The sequence below is a fragment of the Terrabacter sp. FW104-15G4B genome (genome assembly GCF_058790095.1).
This window is the reverse complement of record NZ_JBYTCI010000021.1, coordinates 56,751-71,826: the sequence shown is the minus strand read 5'-3', so window position 1 is coordinate 71,826 and position 15,076 is coordinate 56,751. Positions and strand designations below refer to the sequence as shown.

The window sequence follows — 15,076 nt, the reverse complement described above, 5'->3', positions numbered from 1 at the left end:
GCCACGAACCGGGCCCCGGTTCGTGGCCTTTCGACGGTCAAGGAGAGGCGGGTCGGGGGTCAGAGGGTGCGGAGCATTCTGGTGTTGCCGAGCGTGTTGGGCTTGACCCGCTCGAGGTCGAGGAACTCCGCCACGCCCTCGTCGTAGGAGCGCAGCAGCTCGGCGTACACGTCGGTCGGCACCGCCTGGCCATCGATGACCTCGAACCCGTGCCGGGCGAAGAAGCCCGTCTCGAAGGTCAGGCAGAAGAGCCGCTGGACGCCGATCGTGCGGGCGTCCTCGACGAGCGCCTCGAGCAGCCGCCCGCCGAGGCCGGTGCCGAGCTGGTCCGGCGCCACTGCCAGGGTGCGGATCTCGGCGAGGTCCTCCCACATGACGTGCAGGGCGCCGCAGCCCACGACGCGGCCGTCGAGGTCGGCGACCCGGAACTCCTGCAGGCTCTCGAAGTAGGTGACCGCCTCCTTGCTGACGAGCACCCGGCGCTCGGCGAGCGGGGCCACGAGACCCCGGATGGCGCGTACGTCGGCGGTGCGGGCCCGCCGGATAGCCGGGGTGCCGCTCACGAGAGGTTCCCGTCGCGGAACTCGGCGAAGAGGCTGCGAGCCTGGTCGCCGAGGATGACGATCGACTGCTGCCCGGCCCAGCCGAACGCGCCCTTCGCGACACCGCGACCGACCTTCAGCGGGCTCAGCTGGTGCAGGCCCGCGGTGAAGGTGAGGATCTGCTCCGCCGAGAGGTTGCTCCTACCGACCTTGCTGAAGCTCGTCAGTGCCGACGGGATGCCGATCGGCCCGGCCAGCTTTGCCTTGACCGCAGCGGCCAGGATCACCTCACCCTGATGACGGGATCGCCCGAAGTCCCCGTCGGGCAAGGTCTTCCGCTCCCGCGCGTAGGCCAGGGCCCCGGCGCCGGACAGCGTCTGGGCCCCCGCCTTGATGACGAGGTTCTTGGCGTGCGAGGCGACCACCGTCTTGGGGATGACGATGGGGATGCCGCCCTGCTCGTCGACGATCTTCTTGAAGCCGCTGAAGCCGAGCACGACGTAGCCCTCGAGGGGCAGGCCGGTGACGTTCCTGACGGTGCTGACCTGGGCGCGCGGCCCGCCGAGCACCATGGCCGAGTTGATCTTGCCCTTCCCGCCGGTGGACAGCGGGACCCACAGGTCGCGGGCCATGCCCATGACCCCGCCGCCACCCTTGCCGTCGGTGCCGATGACCTGGAGCACGTCGGCGCGGGTGCGCTCGAGCGGTTGCCCCTTGCGGGCGTCGGACCCGATGGCGAGCACCCAGCGCGGCCCCGTCCCGAGGCTCGGCTTCGCGACGCCGAGCGAGGGCCACCAGCCGCCGACGACCTTCCAGGTCGGCCCGACAGCGAGCGTCACGTCTTCGCCGGAGGTCACGACGGCGACGGGCGTGCCCATCCACGACCCGACCTTCGCGGTGGCGTCCACGGGCCCGGACCGCGCCTTGCGGGACTTGAGCGCAGCGGCTGCAGTGGGGGAGGACGTATGCGTCAGGTCGCCTCCGGCATAGAGCGTGGTCACGAGCGTGGCGAGCGGGGCCGGTGCCCCGGTCACCTGCACACCCGAGCCCGAGGTGCCCGGTCCCGAGGTGCCCGACCCCGTGCCAGCGCCCGACGACGAGCCGGCGCCACGCGACGAGCCGGAGGGGCTCGAGGGGCCGGCAGCGTCGGACGAGCACCCGGCGAGGGCGATGGCAGCGGCCGCCGCCACACATCCCGAGCGCACCGGCCCGGACCAGCTCGTACGGCCGGGGCGACGGTTCTCGGAAGTCACCGCCCCACCGTAGACGACCCGTTCACGCGGTCGAGGCGGCCGTCCGCCGACGCCGGACACGTGGGCGCGCGCGGTATGCCGGAGGGGCCGAGGACGTTCGTCCCCGGCCCCTCCGGTCGGTCAGTCGCTGCTCAGCGGTCGGTGCCGGTGATCCCGGCGTCCGGGTAGACCTGGTCATCGGGCACGGGCGGGCCGGCCGTGACGTTGATCCCGAGCGCCTCGTCGAGGGCTGCGCCCTCGGGAAGCTCCGGGAGGTCGTCGGCCGGACGGTGCGCCGCGTCCGGGTGGGCCATGTCGGAGAAGGTGAACTTCTCCGCCTTGCCCTCGCCCTCCGTGTCGATCCGGATGTACTGCCCGGAGCCGAACTCGGCGAAGAGGATCTTCTCGGACAGGGCGTCCTCGATCTCGCGCTGGATGGTGCGGCGCAGCGGGCGCGCACCGAGCACGGGGTCGTAGCCCTTCTTGGCGAGCAGGTCCTTGGCCGCGGGCGTGAGCTCGATGCCCATGTCCTTGTCCTTGAGCCGCTTGTCGAGCTTGGCGATCTCGAGGTCGACGATCTGCGTGATCTCCTCGCGGTTGAGGTGGGGGAACACGATCGTGTCGTCGACGCGGTTGAGGAACTCGGGCCGGAAGTGCTGCTTGAGCTCGTCGGTGACCTTCGCCTTCATCCGCTCGTAGTCCGTGCGGCTGTCGGGTCCGGCCGAGAAGCCCATGTTGGCCTTGGAGATGTCCCTCGTGCCGAGGTTGGTCGTCATGATGATGACGGTGTTCTTGAAGTCGACCATCCGACCCTGGGAGTCGGTGAGGCGGCCGTCCTCGAGCACCTGCAGCAGCGAGTTGAAGATCTCCGGGTGGGCCTTCTCGACCTCGTCGAAGAGCACGACGGAGAACGGCTTGCGGCGCACCTTCTCGGTGAGCTGGCCGCCCTCTTCGTAGCCGACGTAGCCGGGGGGCGAGCCGAACAGCCGGCTGACCGTGTGCTTCTCGGAGTACTCGGACATGTCGAGCTGGATCAGCGCGTCCTCGCTCCCGAAGAGGAACTCGGCGAGCGTCTTGGCGAGCTCGGTCTTACCGACGCCGGTGGGGCCGGCGAAGATGAACGAGCCACCGGGGCGGCGCGGGTCCTTCAGGCCGGCACGGGTGCGGCGGATCGCCTGGGACAGCGCCTTGACGGCGTCGTCCATGCCGACGATGCGCTTGTGCAGCTCGTCCTCCATGTGGAGCAGGCGGCTGGACTCCTCCTCGGTCAGCTTGAACACCGGGATGCCGGTGCTCGCAGCCAGGACCTCGGCGATGAGCTCCTCGTCGACCTCGGCCACGACGTCCATGTCGCCCGACTTCCACTGGGCCTCACGGGCGGCCTTCTCCTGGCGCAGGCGCTTCTCGTCGTCGCGGACGCGTGCCGCGCGCTCGAAGTCCTGGCCGTCGATCGCCGACTCCTTCTCGCGCACCAGCGCGGCGATCTTCTCGTCGAACTCGCGCAGGTCCGGCGGAGCCGTCATGCGGCGGATGCGCAGTCGTGCGCCCGCCTCGTCGATGAGGTCGATCGCCTTGTCGGGCAGGAAGCGGTCGTTGACGTAGCGGTCGGCCATGTTGGCGGCGGCGACGAGCGCGCCGTCGGTGATCGTCACGCGGTGGTGTGCCTCGTAGCGGTCACGCAGACCCTTGAGGATCTCGATGGCGTGCGGCAGGGTCGGCTCCTGCACCTGGATCGGCTGGAAGCGCCGCTCGAGGGCCGAGTCCTTCTCGATGTGCTTGCGGTACTCGTCGAGCGTCGTCGCACCGATCGTCTGCAGCTCACCGCGGGCGAGCATGGGCTTGAGGATCGAGGCGGCGTCGATGGCGCCCTCGGCGGCACCCGCACCGACGAGCGTGTGGATCTCGTCGATGAAGATGATGATGTCGCCGCGGGTGCGGATCTCCTTGAGGACCTTCTTCAGCCGCTCCTCGAAGTCACCGCGGTAGCGGCTGCCGGCCACGAGGGAGCCGAGGTCGAGGGTGTAGAGCTGCTTGTCCTTGAGCGTCTCGGGCACCTCGCCCTTGACGATGTCCTGGGCGAGACCCTCGACCACGGCGGTCTTGCCGACGCCGGGCTCGCCGATGAGGACGGGGTTGTTCTTGGTGCGGCGGGACAGCACCTGCATGACCCGCTCGATCTCCTTCTCACGCCCGATGACCGGGTCGAGCTTGCCCTCGCGGGCGGCCTGCGTGAGGTTGCGCCCGAACTGGTCGAGCACGAGGGAGCCCGCGGGCGTGCCCTCGGTCTGGCCCTGGCCGACGCCGGCGCCGGCCTTCTCGCCGCTCTGGCCACCCTGGTAGCCGGAGAGCAGCTGGATGACCTGCTGGCGGACCTTGTTGAGCTCCGCGCCCAGCTTGACGAGGACCTGGGCTGCGACGCCCTCGCCCTCGCGGATCAGGCCGAGCAGGATGTGCTCGGTGCCGATGTAGCTGTGACCGAGCTGGAGTGCCTCGCGGAGCGAGTACTCGAGGACCTTCTTCGCGCGGGGCGTGAAGGGAATGTGTCCGGTCGGGGCCTGCTGCCCCTGACCGATGATCTCCTGGACCTGGGCCCGGACCGCTTCGAGCGAGATGTCGAGCGATTCGAGGGCCTTCGCGGCGACGCCTTCGCCTTCGTGGATCAGACCCAGGAGGATGTGCTCGGTCCCGATGTAGTTGTGGTTGAGCAGGCGAGCTTCCTCCTGCGCGAGGACAACCACCCTTCGGGCCCTGTCGGTGAACCGTTCGAACATGTTCTTCTCCTGACTGATCGAGAGACATCTCGATGCTATCCGTGCCCGCTGTGGACGAGCACATCCCGACCAACGCCGGTGGGGGCCCTGCTGTTCCCATCCTGAGCGTGATCGGCTCAGGTTCAGCGTGTGTTCGCCGTGAGCGGACACACGCGCGCCAGCGTGTCGGTCTTCGTGCGTATGCCGTGTCCGTACCCCGCCGCTGTCCGGGGGCACTGCCGCTGTCCACAGTTGCAGACCGATCAGCGCCCGGGGGTGCCGTCGGCGGTGCGGGCGAAGTGCTCGTGCAGCTCTCGGACCTCGTCCGCGAGCTCCGGTGCGGGGCCGTCGACGACCGCCCCGGGCACGACGGCCCGGATCGGCAGCGGCGCGACCGGGGACGGGGCCGCGCCCCACGTGGAGCGCCACCTGCCGAGCTGCTCGGCGCCCACGGCATACACGATCCGGCCCAGGCCCGCCCAGCCGTGCGCGGCCGAGCACATCGGGCAGTGCTCGCCGGAGGTGTAGACGGTGGCTGCTGCGCGCTCGGCAGGGGAGAGGTGGGCGCCGGCCCAGCGGGCGATGGCGAACTCCGGGTGCTGAGTGGGCTCGAGGTCCACGACATGGTTGTGGTCCTCGAAGAGCACCGTGCCTCCGACCGAGACCAGGAGCGAGCCGTAGGGCTCGTCGCCGCGCTCGAGCGCGAGCCGGGCCAGCTCCACGGCGCGGCGCAGGTGGGCGAGGTCGGTGGCGTCGACGGTCATGCCACCCTCCCGGTGACGAGGGCGAAGGTGACGAACGCCCCGTTGTCGGCCTCGAGCATCCCCTGCGTGGGAGAGGTGGGCTTGCCCGTGAGCTCCATCACGGCCCGCTCCCACAGCAGCCAGTTCGCGCACCCGTCTGGCTGGTTGCGGGCGGTCACGTGGGCGAACGCCCGGCTGAACTCCCACTGGCTGCGCAGCCACTCGGCGGTGTGCCAGGCCGCCGAATCGGCGCCGAAGACGCGGTCGATGTGCTCGGGGATCTCACCGAGCTCGCGCACCTCGGTCGTGAGTGCTGGGGTCGCGACGCCCAGCTGGCCGCCCGGCGTGAGGAACTTCGCCAGGTAGGGCGGGTAGTGGTCGCCGGTCCCGAAGTACTCCCACGCGTCGATGCTGACGATCGCGTCGAAGGAGCTCCTCCCGAAAGGGAGGGCGTGCGCGTCGACCCGGAGGGCCAGCACCTGCTCGTCGACGCCCTCATTGCGGAAGACCTCCGTGGCCGTCGATGGTTCGACCCAGAGGTCGGCGGCGACGACCTTGACGCCGTACTCCTTGGCGAGGAAGACCGACGTGGCCCCGAGGCCCGAGCCGAGGTCGAGCACACGCATGCCGGGGCGCAGGTCGAGGTCGGCGGCGAGGTCCTCGAGCAGCCACAGCGGGTGCGGGCCCATGTCGAGGTTGACGAGCCACTTCGCGTCGTACTTCGACGACTTCGGGTAGGCGTCGCGGGTCAGCTGGTCGAGGGCGGGCATGCCCCGATCCTCCGGGACGACCCCCTGGGGCGTCGATCCGTTCCAGTCCTCGGTTCGCGCCCCCGAGGTCCGGGATCCCGGTTTGTGGCCTTTCGACGGTGTGAGTTCGGTGTCGGTGCGGTGTCAGCGGTTGGGGACGCGGACGAGGCGGTCGGGGGTGAGGTCGGCCAACGACGTGCAGCCGCTGAGGGCCAGCTGCAGGTCGAGCTCGGCGCGGAGGTTGCGCAGCACCTCCGAGACGCCGTCGGCCCCGGCGATGGCCAGTCCGTAGACGTGCGGACGCCCGATGCCCACGGCCGTCGCGCCGAGGGCCAGGGCGACGAAGACGTCTGCCCCGCAACGGATCCCGCTGTCGAAGATCACCGGCATCGACGACCCGGCCGCACGGACGGCGGCGACGACACCGGGCAGGGCGTCGAGCGCGGCGACCGACCGGTCGACCTGCCGGCCGCCGTGGTTGGACACGTAGACGCCCTCCACCCCGGCGTCGACGGCGCGGCGGGCGTCGTCGGGGTGCAGGATCCCCTTGAGCAGGATCGGCAGGCTCGTCATCGAGCGCAGCCGGGGCAGGTCCTCCCACGTGAGTGACGGCCGGCTGAAGACGTCGAAGAACGTCTCGACGGCCGCCCGGGGCTCGGCAGCCGTGAGGTTGCGGCGAGTGGCGCCGGGGTGGTTGCGGCTCATCGCGAGCAGGGTCGACAGCGCTGTCGGGGTCGGACGCGGGCGGGCGGTGGGCACGGCGCTCGCGACCCGCTCGTGCACCAGGCGGCGGAAGACGGGGTCAGAGGTGTACTGGGCGATGCCCTCACCCCGGGCGAAAGGCAGGTACCCGAGGTCGAGGTCGCGCGGCCGCCAGCCGAGGTATGCCGTGTCGAGCGTCACGACGAGGGCGTCGCTGCCGCACGCCTCGGCTCGCGACACGAGGCTCTCGACGAGGTCGTCGTCGCTGCTCCAGTAGAGCTGGTACCAGTGCCCCGAGCCCTCGAGGGCGCGGGCGACGTCCTCCATCGGCACCGAGGCCTGGGTGCTGAGGATGTAGGTGACGCGCTGCTCACGGGCGGCCCTGGCGACGGCGAGATCGGCGTCGTGGTTCGCCATCGAGAGCACCCCCACCGGAGCGACGAGCAGGGGGCTGTCGTGCCGGCGTCCGAAGAGCTCCACGGACGTGTCTCGGTCCGTCGTGTCGACGAGCATGCGCGGCATGACGCGCCACTGTGAGAAGGCGGCCACATTGGCGTCGGCGCCCGCCTCCGAGCCGGCCGACCCTGCGACGTAGGCGAACCCACGCTTCGACATGGCACTTCGGGCAACCGCCTCGAGCCGCGTGCCGTCGGTCGGGACCGCCGGTCGGTGCCCGAAGGCGCCAGCCCGGTAGATGGCGGACTGAACGGTCCGGCCGAAGCCCTCCGGCGGCACACCTCCCGCCATGGTCGTCACCACCTGACCGACACGGTGTCGGCCCACCAGCGCTCGATCTCGTCGCGCGGCTCGGCGCCGCGGCTCCAGAGGCGCAGGAGCAGGTCCACCGGCTCACCGTCCAGGACGGCGTCGTACGCGGGGACCGGCCCGCTGACGTCGAGCTCGAGGCGCTCGACCAGCGGTGGGCGGTCGGGTGCGACGTCGAGCCGCCACCCGCGCGTCGTGGACGTCGGCGCCACGAGCAAGCGGAGCGGCTCGTGCCTGACACCCTGTCGGGGGCGGGGCACGAAGCCGGTGAGCAGCTCGTCAATGCCGTCGAGAGCGACGGCCGGGCGGATCCAGGTCTCGTGGCCGAGCGGCGCGCGACCGAGCCGGGACGCGAGCGCGTCGACGCCGTGCATCGTCGTCTCGTGGCACTGCCGGCGGGTCCAGAAGAGCCGTGGCGCCGGGGCGTCCGGGAGGAAGACCGGCGCGTCGAGGTCGTCCGGCGCGTCGACGATCGCCTGCAGCAGGGCCGTTGCCCCGTCGTCCAGCCAGCCGAGCAGGTCGGGCGCGGCAAGACCCTCCCGCTCGAGCGGCTCGGGGTCGAGAGGTGCACCGCGGAGGTGGCCCGTGGCCCACCGGTGCACCATCCCCACGTGTGCCACGAGGTCACGCACGGCCCAGCCGGGACAGGTCGGCACCGGGGCATCGAGCCCGGCCGCTGCCGCGTTGGCCCGCAAGACGGTCATGGCCGCCCCGAGGGCGTCTCCGAGCTCGTCGAGTCCCGGCTCCGGCGGCGACGTTGAGATGGCCATGTGGCGCAGTCTGCCCGATCTCGGCCCGGCCCCACGGCAGGTGGTGACGCCCCCACGGCGGTGAGGGGACGGAGCCTGCGGCGGTAGATTGCCGGACGGGACGGTCTCCACCGTCCGAGACCGTCATCCCAGCGACATCCCGAGCACCACCGGAGGCACCGTGGACGCCAGCGACCTGCTGCGCAACTCGCTCCTGCAGCTGTCCAAGCAGGAGAAGATCCGAGACGTCATCGAGAAGGCGCCCGTGTCGCGCTCGGTCGTCAAGCGATTCGTCCCCGGTGCCGAGCGCGCCGACGTCATCGGCGCGGCGTCCGAGATCGCAGCCTCCGGGCGTCTGTCGACGATCGACTACCTCGGCGAGGACACGACCGACCTCGCCCAGGCGCAGCACACGCGCGACGCGTACGTCGGCCTGCTGACAGCGCTGCGTGACCAGGGCCTCACCGAGGGCGGTGCGGTCGAGGTGTCGCTGAAGCTCAGCGCGCTCGGGCAGGCCCTGCCCGGTGACGGCAACGCCATCGCCCTGGACCACGCCCGCGAGATCTGCGAGGTCGCCAAGGCGGCCGGCACCACGGTGACCCTCGACATGGAGGACCACACGACCACGGACCTCACGCTCGACGCGCTGCGCGAGCTGCGCGCCGACTTCCCGACCGTCGGCGCCGTGCTGCAGGCGTACCTCTACCGCACGGAGGCGGACTGCCGTGACCTGGCGTATGCCGGCTCGCGGGTGCGGCTGTGCAAGGGCGCCTACAAGGAGCCGGAGTCCGTGGCCTTCCAGTCCGGGGCCGAGGTGGACAAGAGCTACGTGCGCTGCCTCAAGGTCCTCATGCAGGGGCGGGGCTACCCGATGGTGGCCTCGCACGACCCGCGGCTCGTCGAGATCGCCGGGGCGCTCGCGGGACAGGCCGGCCGCGACCCGAAGTCGTTCGAGTACCAGATGCTCTACGGCATCCGGCCCGAGGAGCAGAAGCGCATCGCCGACCGCGGCGACCGGATGCGGGTCTACATCCCGTACGGCCAGGAGTGGTACGGCTACCTCATGCGCCGGATGGCCGAGAAGCCGGCGAACGTCATGTTCTTCCTGCGCGGCGTCGCGAGCAAGAGCTGAGCGGGGGCAGGAGATGACGACGACGGCGATCTTCGGCGCGGGGGTCATGGGCGAGACGCTCGTCTCGGGCCTCATCCGGTCCGGGCGCACCCCCGGCGATCTCGTCGTCACCGGGCGGACCCCCGACAAGGTGAACGCGCTCGCCGAGCGCTACGGCGTCCGCGTGCTCGCCAACGCGGACGCCGCCGACGTCGCCGACACCCTCGTGCTCTGCGTCAAACCGCAGGACATGGCGGCGCTGGTGGACGAGATCCACGACCACGTCGCCCCCGGCAACACGGTCGTCTCCCTCGCCGCCGGCATCACGACGGAGTTCCTCGAGTCCCGGCTTCCCGAGGGCACCTCGGTCATCCGCGTCATGCCGAACACGCCGGCGCTCGTCGACCAGGGGATGGCCGGCATCTCGCCCGGCAGCCACTGCACCGACGACCATCTCGCCGAGGCGGAGGCCTTGCTCAGCTCCTGCGGCAAGGTGGTGCGGCTCGCTGAGAAGCACCTCGACGCAGTGACCGCGATCTCCGGCAGCGGGCCCGCCTACATCTTCTACGTCGTCGAGGCGATGATCGAGGCGGGCGTCGTGCTCGGTCTGCCACGTGCCACCGCCACCGAGCTCGTCGTGCAGACGCTCTACGGAGCGGCGACGATGCTGAAGGAGACCGGGGAGCACCCGACGGTGCTGCGTGAGCAGGTCAGCTCGCCCGGTGGCACCACCGTCGCCGCCCTGCGCCGGCTCGACGACCACAAGGTTCGCGCGGCGTTCGTCACCGCCATCGAGGCCGCCGCCGCGCGCTCCGGCCAGCTGGCGTCGGGCCAGGTCTGAGGACAGGGTGGCGTGATGGCCGACCCCCACGAGCACGGCCAACACCCGCACGACAGGCACCTGCACCTGCACCGGGTCTCGCCCGACGACTGGGAGTCGCACCGCGACCTCCGGCTGGAGATGCTCGAGGACGCGCCCGACGCCTTCTGGTTCACCTACGCTGACGAGGCCGCCTACGACGAGGCCGACTGGCGCCAGCGGATCGAGGGCGCCTGGCTCGTCCAGGCCCAGGACGCCGACGGAGTGCTCGGCAGCGCCGGCCTCGGGTCGCACTGGGAGCGCGAGCGGGCCGGCACCGCAACGCTTTTCGGGCTGTACGTCGCACCCCGGGGCCGGGGTCGTGGTGTCGGTGAGGCGCTGGTCCGCGCCGTCCTCGACGAGGCGCGGCGGCTCGGGAAGTCCGAGGTGGTCCTCGAGGTGACGAGCTCCAACCCGACGGCGGAGGCGTTGTATGCGCGGTGCGGGTTCGTGCGTACGGGCGCGGTGCACGACCACCCCCGCCGGGCGGACCTGCACGAGATCGAGATGACCCACCGCTTCTGAGCCGTCACCGGGCCCCCTCCCCGACCGTCCGGCGCGGCGCCCCCAAACGTTCACCCGTCCCGCGGATGCGGTCCGGCTGCCTGTCGTGCCAAGGTGGACCCCATGACCGAGATCACCGTGCGTCCCCTCGGCGAGGACGACTGGGAGGAATACCGATCCGTCCGGCTCTCCGCCCTGCGCGAGTCGCCGGAGGCGTTCGTCGCGACGGTCGAGGAGGAGGAGGCCTACGACGAGTCCTTCTGGCGCCAGCGGATGCAGCGCTCGGCGCGTCTCGTCGCCGAGAAGGACGGCCGGGCCGTGGGCGTCGTCAGCGTCGGCCGCGCCAAGGCCAGCGAGGGCTCCGCCGGCGAGCTCTTCGGCCTCTGGGTGCGACCGGACTCGCGCGGCTCCGGAGTCGCGACGCGCCTCGTCAAGGACGGTGCCGCCCTCGCCGCCGACCGCGGGCACACCCACCTCGTCTACTGGGTGGGCACCGAGAACGGCCGCGCCGTCGCCTTCGCGAGCGGCATGGGCTTCCGTCCCACCGACTACCGCCGGCCGATGGGCGTCGTGAGCGAGGAGGACGGCGAGGAGGAGATCGCGATGGTCCTTCCCCTCGGCACCGACGCGGGGCCACAGCCCCACCTCTGACCGACAAGGCGGCGCGTCACGGCCTGGCGGCGAACCGCTCGATGAGCTCCACCGGCCCACTGACGATGAGCATGTGGTGCGCCGAGATCTTCGTCTGCGGCACCGCATACGTGAAGTCCTCGCCCGGTGCCTTGACGCCCACCACCGTGACGCCGTACTTGCGCCGGATCTGGCTCTGTTCGAGCGTGAAGCCGATCGTCTCCGACGGCGGCTTCAGCTTGACGATGGCGAAGCCGTCGTCGAACTCGATGTAGTCGAGCAGCTTGCCGTTGACGAGGTGGGCCACGCGGCGGCCGGAGTCGGCCTCCGGGGAGATGACGTGGTGCACGCCGATCCGGTCGAGGATGCGCTTGTGCTCGGGCGACAGGGCCTTGGCCCAGATCGAGGGCACGGCCGCGTCGACGAGGTTCGCGGCCGCGAGCACGGACGACTCGACCGAGGACCCGATCCCCACGATGGCGATCTTCGGCTGCGCGTCACGGATCATGTCCAGGGCCGTCGACTGCGCCATGTCCGCGTGCACCACCTTGGCGACCTTGTTGACGTAGCTCTCCGCGATGGAGTTGTCACGCTCGACGGCGATGACCCGGTGACCGAGTCTGGTGAGCTCGAGAGCGACGGCCGAGCCGAAGCGTCCCAGCCCGATGACGATCACGTCGTCGTCGAAGAGCCGGTTGCGGCCCATGCGTCGTACCTCCATCATTCGTGGCGCGTTTCCGCGATAGCGTCTCAATCATGCCAACTCAGGCCCGGGTCGTCTGGGACTCCTCCTTCACGAGGTACGACTTCGGCCCCACGCACCCGATGGCCCCGGCCCGGCTCGACCTGACCGCCCGCCTGTGCGAGGCCCTCGGCGTCTTCGACGTCGACGGCGTGAAGGTCTTGGGGGCCGAGGCGGCCTCGGACGAGCTGCTGGCCACGATCCACGACGCCGACTACGTCGCGGCGGTCAAGGCGGCGTCGCTCGACCCCTCCCGCGCCGACCCGGCATACGGCCTCGGCACCGAGGACGACCCGGCCTTCCTCGGCATGCACGACGCCAGCGCACGCGTCGTCTCCGGCACGGTCGACAGCGCCCGCGCCGTGTGGGAGGGCGAGAGCGAGCACGCGGTGAACTTCACCGGCGGGCTGCATCATGCGATGCGCGCCGCGGCGAGCGGCTTCTGCGTCTACAACGACATCGCCGTCGGCATCCAGTGGCTGCTCGACCACGGCGCCGAACGGGTCGCCTACGTCGACGTCGACGTGCACCACGGCGACGGCGTCGAGCGCATCTTCTGGGACGATCCGCGGGTCCTCACCATCTCGGTCCACGAGACCGGACGGGCCCTCTTTCCGGGCACGGGCTGGCCCACCGACATCGGCGGACCCCATGCCGAGGGCAGCGCGGTCAACGTCGCACTGCCCCCGGGCCTGGGCGATGCCGGCTGGCTGCGGGCACTGCATGCCGTGGCGATGCCGCTGGTCCGGGCGTTCCGGCCCGACGTGCTCGTGACCCAGCACGGGTGCGACACCCACACGGAGGACCCCCTGGCGCACTTCGCGGTCACCGTCGACGCCCAGCGCGCCGCGGCCGACGGGCTGCACCGTCTGGCGCACGAGGTCTGCGGGGGCAGGTGGATCGCCCTCGGCGGAGGAGGCTACGAGGTCGTCGACGTCGTCCCGCGCACGTGGACGCACCTGACCGCCATCGCGGCCCACGCCCCGATCCCGACGTCGACACCGGTGCCCGAGGACTGGCGCGCCCACGTCGAGCACGTCTTCGGGCGGCCCGGACCGCGGCGGATGGGCGACCTGACGGCCGAGGACGGCCCGCTGTGGTGGCGCTCGTGGGAGATGGGCTACGACCCGGCGAACGAGGTGGACCGCGCGGTCATGGCCACCCGTACGGCCGTCTTCCCCCTGCACGGTCTGGACGTCCACTTCGACTGAATCACCTGCGCCTCGCTTCCCTGCGGCGCGTGCCGCGACGCCCTTCAGCCGTTGCCTTCCTCCGCTCCGCTCGCTCGTTCCTCGCTCGCTGCGCTGCGTCCAGGCAACGCCGGCGCCGCGGCGAGCCCGACAATCGGGTTGGTGGCAGCGGGCTGAGCGCCTAACCTTGTGTGCACGGCGACGACGGGCCTGACGATCCTGAGCCGAGCACGACCAGAGGCCGTCCGCGATCCGCGGCGGCGAAGGTGTGGTGGCACAGCGACATTCCCCATCGCCCACACCTCCGGGGCACCAACCCTCTGGAGGTGAACGGAATGCAACCAACAACAACCACGACCACCGGCACGACGACAGCGCCGCGCGTGCTGGCTCGAGACCTCGCATCGCTGCGACCCGGCGAGCGCGCCAGGCTCGCCGGCTGGATCCACCGGCGTCGCGTCCTCGCGAGCGTCACGTTCCTCGTCCTGCGCGACCGCTCGGGCCTGGCCCAGGTCGTCGTCAAGGACCCCGCGACCGTCGAGCAGCTCGCCGGGCTGCCCGAGGAGACCGTCGTCGAGGTGACGGGCACCATGTCGGCCAACGAGTCGGCGCCGGGCGGGGCCGAGCTCGTCGAGCCCACGGTCACGGCACTCACCGAGCCGGCGCTCGCGCCGCCGTCCGAGCTCTGGCGGCCCACCTTCGGCGCAGGCCTCCCCACACATCTGGACCACGCCGCGGTCACCCTGCGCCACCCGCGCCACCGCGCCGCCTGGCAGCTCGCCAGCGCCTCGATGCGCGGCTTCCGTTCCGCCCTGGGCGCGCTCGAGTTCACCGAGATCGCGACCCCGAAGCTCGTCGGCACCGCGACCGAGTCCGGGGCCAACGTCTTCACCGTCGACTACTTCGGCCGCACCGCCTACCTCGCGCAGAGCCCGCAGCTCTACAAGCAGATGCTCGTCGGGGTCTTCGAGCGTGTCTTCGAGGTCGGCCCGGTCTTCCGCGCCGAGCCGCACGACACGGTGCGCCACCTCGCGCAGTACACCTCGCTCGACGCCGAGCTGGGCTTCATCCGTGACCACCGCGACGTCCTCGCCGTCCTGCGCCAGGCCATCGCGGGGATGGTCGAGGAGATCCGGGAGTATGCCGCCGGCGCCGCTGCGCTCCTGGGCGTCGAGCTGCCCCGGGTGCCCGAGCAGTTCCCGGTCATCCACTTCCGCGACGCCCTCGCGAAGGTGGGCGCCGACCCGGACGAGCCGGACCTCAGCCCCGCGCACGAGCGAGCGCTCAGTGAGTGGGCCAGGACGGCATGCGACTCGGACTTCCTTGCGGTCGAGGGCTACCCGATGGGAAAGAGACCGTTCTACACCCATCCCCAGCCGGGCGACGAACGGTGGAGCAACAGCTTCGACCTGCTCTTCCGGGGTCTGGAGCTGACAACCGGTGGGCAGCGGCTGCACCGGCCGTCCGACTACGCGGCGGCCCTCGAGCGCACCGGCACCGACCCGTCGGTCCTTGCCGGCTACCTCGACGCCTTCGCCCACGGCATGCCGCCGCACGGCGGTTTCGCCATCGGGCTGGAGCGGTGGGTCGGCCGGCTGACGGGCGCGGAGAACATCCGCGAGGTGACGCTCTTCCCGCGCGACCTGCACCGCCTGGAGCCCTGAGGCCTAGGATGGAAATGTAGATCCACAGGCGTCGTACCGGCGTGTCGAGTTGCGCCTCACCGATTCGTTCAGTGGTTCGCTTCCCCTCCAGTCACTTCTGCACCTAGTGTTACCTCTTGCACCTGCGTGCAGTTTCGCCGGAGG

At 71.3% G+C, this 15,076-nt stretch carries 14 protein-coding genes; 6 read left to right on the top strand and 8 right to left on the bottom strand.

The features are described 5' to 3' along the window. Positions 1–59 precede the first annotated feature (59 nt). The 7 genes from AC3WRT_RS15540 to AC3WRT_RS15510 all read right to left on the bottom strand — a co-directional run bounded on the left by AC3WRT_RS15540 (position 60) and on the right by AC3WRT_RS15510 (position 8,253). Positions 60–563 carry an amino-acid N-acetyltransferase gene (locus tag AC3WRT_RS15540; RefSeq protein WP_492723480.1) on the bottom strand — a complete coding sequence of 168 codons (504 nt, stop codon included), beginning with the start codon at positions 561–563 and terminating at the stop codon, positions 60–62. Next, positions 560–1,795 carry an LCP family protein gene (locus tag AC3WRT_RS15535; protein WP_492723478.1) on the bottom strand — a complete coding sequence of 412 codons (1,236 nt, stop codon included), beginning with the start codon at positions 1,793–1,795 and terminating at the stop codon, positions 560–562. The genes AC3WRT_RS15540 and AC3WRT_RS15535 overlap by 4 nt, the downstream gene beginning before the upstream one ends. A gap of 131 nt (positions 1,796–1,926) precedes the next feature. Then, positions 1,927–4,545, bottom strand: a complete 2,619-nt coding sequence (locus AC3WRT_RS15530) for an ATP-dependent Clp protease ATP-binding subunit (protein ID WP_492723476.1) — start codon at positions 4,543–4,545, stop codon at positions 1,927–1,929. A gap of 242 nt (positions 4,546–4,787) precedes the next feature. Further along, on the bottom strand, positions 4,788–5,288 hold the full coding sequence (locus AC3WRT_RS15525; RefSeq protein ID WP_492723473.1) for a nucleoside deaminase: 501 nt from the start codon (positions 5,286–5,288) through the stop codon (positions 4,788–4,790). Then, positions 5,285–6,037 (bottom strand): SAM-dependent methyltransferase, encoded by a 753-nt coding sequence (locus AC3WRT_RS15520; RefSeq protein ID WP_492723471.1) that lies wholly within the window; start codon positions 6,035–6,037, stop codon positions 5,285–5,287. The genes AC3WRT_RS15525 and AC3WRT_RS15520 overlap by 4 nt, the downstream gene beginning before the upstream one ends. A gap of 123 nt (positions 6,038–6,160) precedes the next feature. Beyond that, positions 6,161–7,465, bottom strand: coding sequence for a lactate 2-monooxygenase (locus AC3WRT_RS15515; RefSeq protein ID WP_492723484.1), 1,305 nt, complete (start codon positions 7,463–7,465; stop codon positions 6,161–6,163). A gap of 5 nt (positions 7,466–7,470) precedes the next feature. Next, positions 7,471–8,253 carry a maleylpyruvate isomerase family mycothiol-dependent enzyme gene (locus tag AC3WRT_RS15510; protein ID WP_492723470.1) on the bottom strand — a complete coding sequence of 261 codons (783 nt, stop codon included), beginning with the start codon at positions 8,251–8,253 and terminating at the stop codon, positions 7,471–7,473. A 160-nt stretch (positions 8,254–8,413) separates the two neighbouring features. Here AC3WRT_RS15510 and AC3WRT_RS15505 point away from each other — a divergent pair, with 160 nt between their 5' ends. The 4 genes from AC3WRT_RS15505 (at position 8,414) to AC3WRT_RS15490 (ending at position 11,357) form a co-directional block, all read left to right on the top strand. Continuing rightward, a complete protein-coding gene (locus tag AC3WRT_RS15505) occupies positions 8,414–9,364 on the top strand; it encodes a proline dehydrogenase family protein (protein ID WP_492723468.1) in 951 nt (316 codons plus the stop codon). A gap of 13 nt (positions 9,365–9,377) precedes the next feature. Next, positions 9,378–10,184 (top strand): pyrroline-5-carboxylate reductase, encoded by an 807-nt coding sequence (gene proC / locus AC3WRT_RS15500; RefSeq protein WP_492723465.1) that lies wholly within the window; start codon positions 9,378–9,380, stop codon positions 10,182–10,184. A 15-nt stretch (positions 10,185–10,199) separates the two neighbouring features. Continuing rightward, a complete protein-coding gene (locus AC3WRT_RS15495; RefSeq protein WP_492723461.1) occupies positions 10,200–10,727 on the top strand; it encodes a GNAT family N-acetyltransferase in 528 nt (175 codons plus the stop codon). Positions 10,728–10,829: 102 nt separating this feature from the next. Continuing rightward, positions 10,830–11,357, top strand: coding sequence for a GNAT family N-acetyltransferase (locus tag AC3WRT_RS15490; protein WP_492723459.1), 528 nt, complete (start codon positions 10,830–10,832; stop codon positions 11,355–11,357). A gap of 16 nt (positions 11,358–11,373) precedes the next feature. Here AC3WRT_RS15490 and AC3WRT_RS15485 read toward each other — a convergent pair whose 3' ends face one another. Further along, positions 11,374–12,042, bottom strand: a complete 669-nt coding sequence (locus AC3WRT_RS15485; protein ID WP_492723457.1) for a potassium channel family protein — start codon at positions 12,040–12,042, stop codon at positions 11,374–11,376. 50 nt (positions 12,043–12,092) lie between these two features. On the opposite strand from AC3WRT_RS15485, the gene AC3WRT_RS15480 reads away from it, so the two are divergent. Next, positions 12,093–13,289 carry an acetoin utilization protein AcuC gene (locus AC3WRT_RS15480; RefSeq protein ID WP_492723455.1) on the top strand — a complete coding sequence of 399 codons (1,197 nt, stop codon included), beginning with the start codon at positions 12,093–12,095 and terminating at the stop codon, positions 13,287–13,289. A gap of 314 nt (positions 13,290–13,603) precedes the next feature. Next, positions 13,604–14,932, top strand: coding sequence for an aspartate--tRNA(Asn) ligase (gene aspS / locus AC3WRT_RS15475; RefSeq protein WP_492723453.1), 1,329 nt, complete (start codon positions 13,604–13,606; stop codon positions 14,930–14,932). The last annotated feature ends 144 nt before the right edge of the window (positions 14,933–15,076 follow it).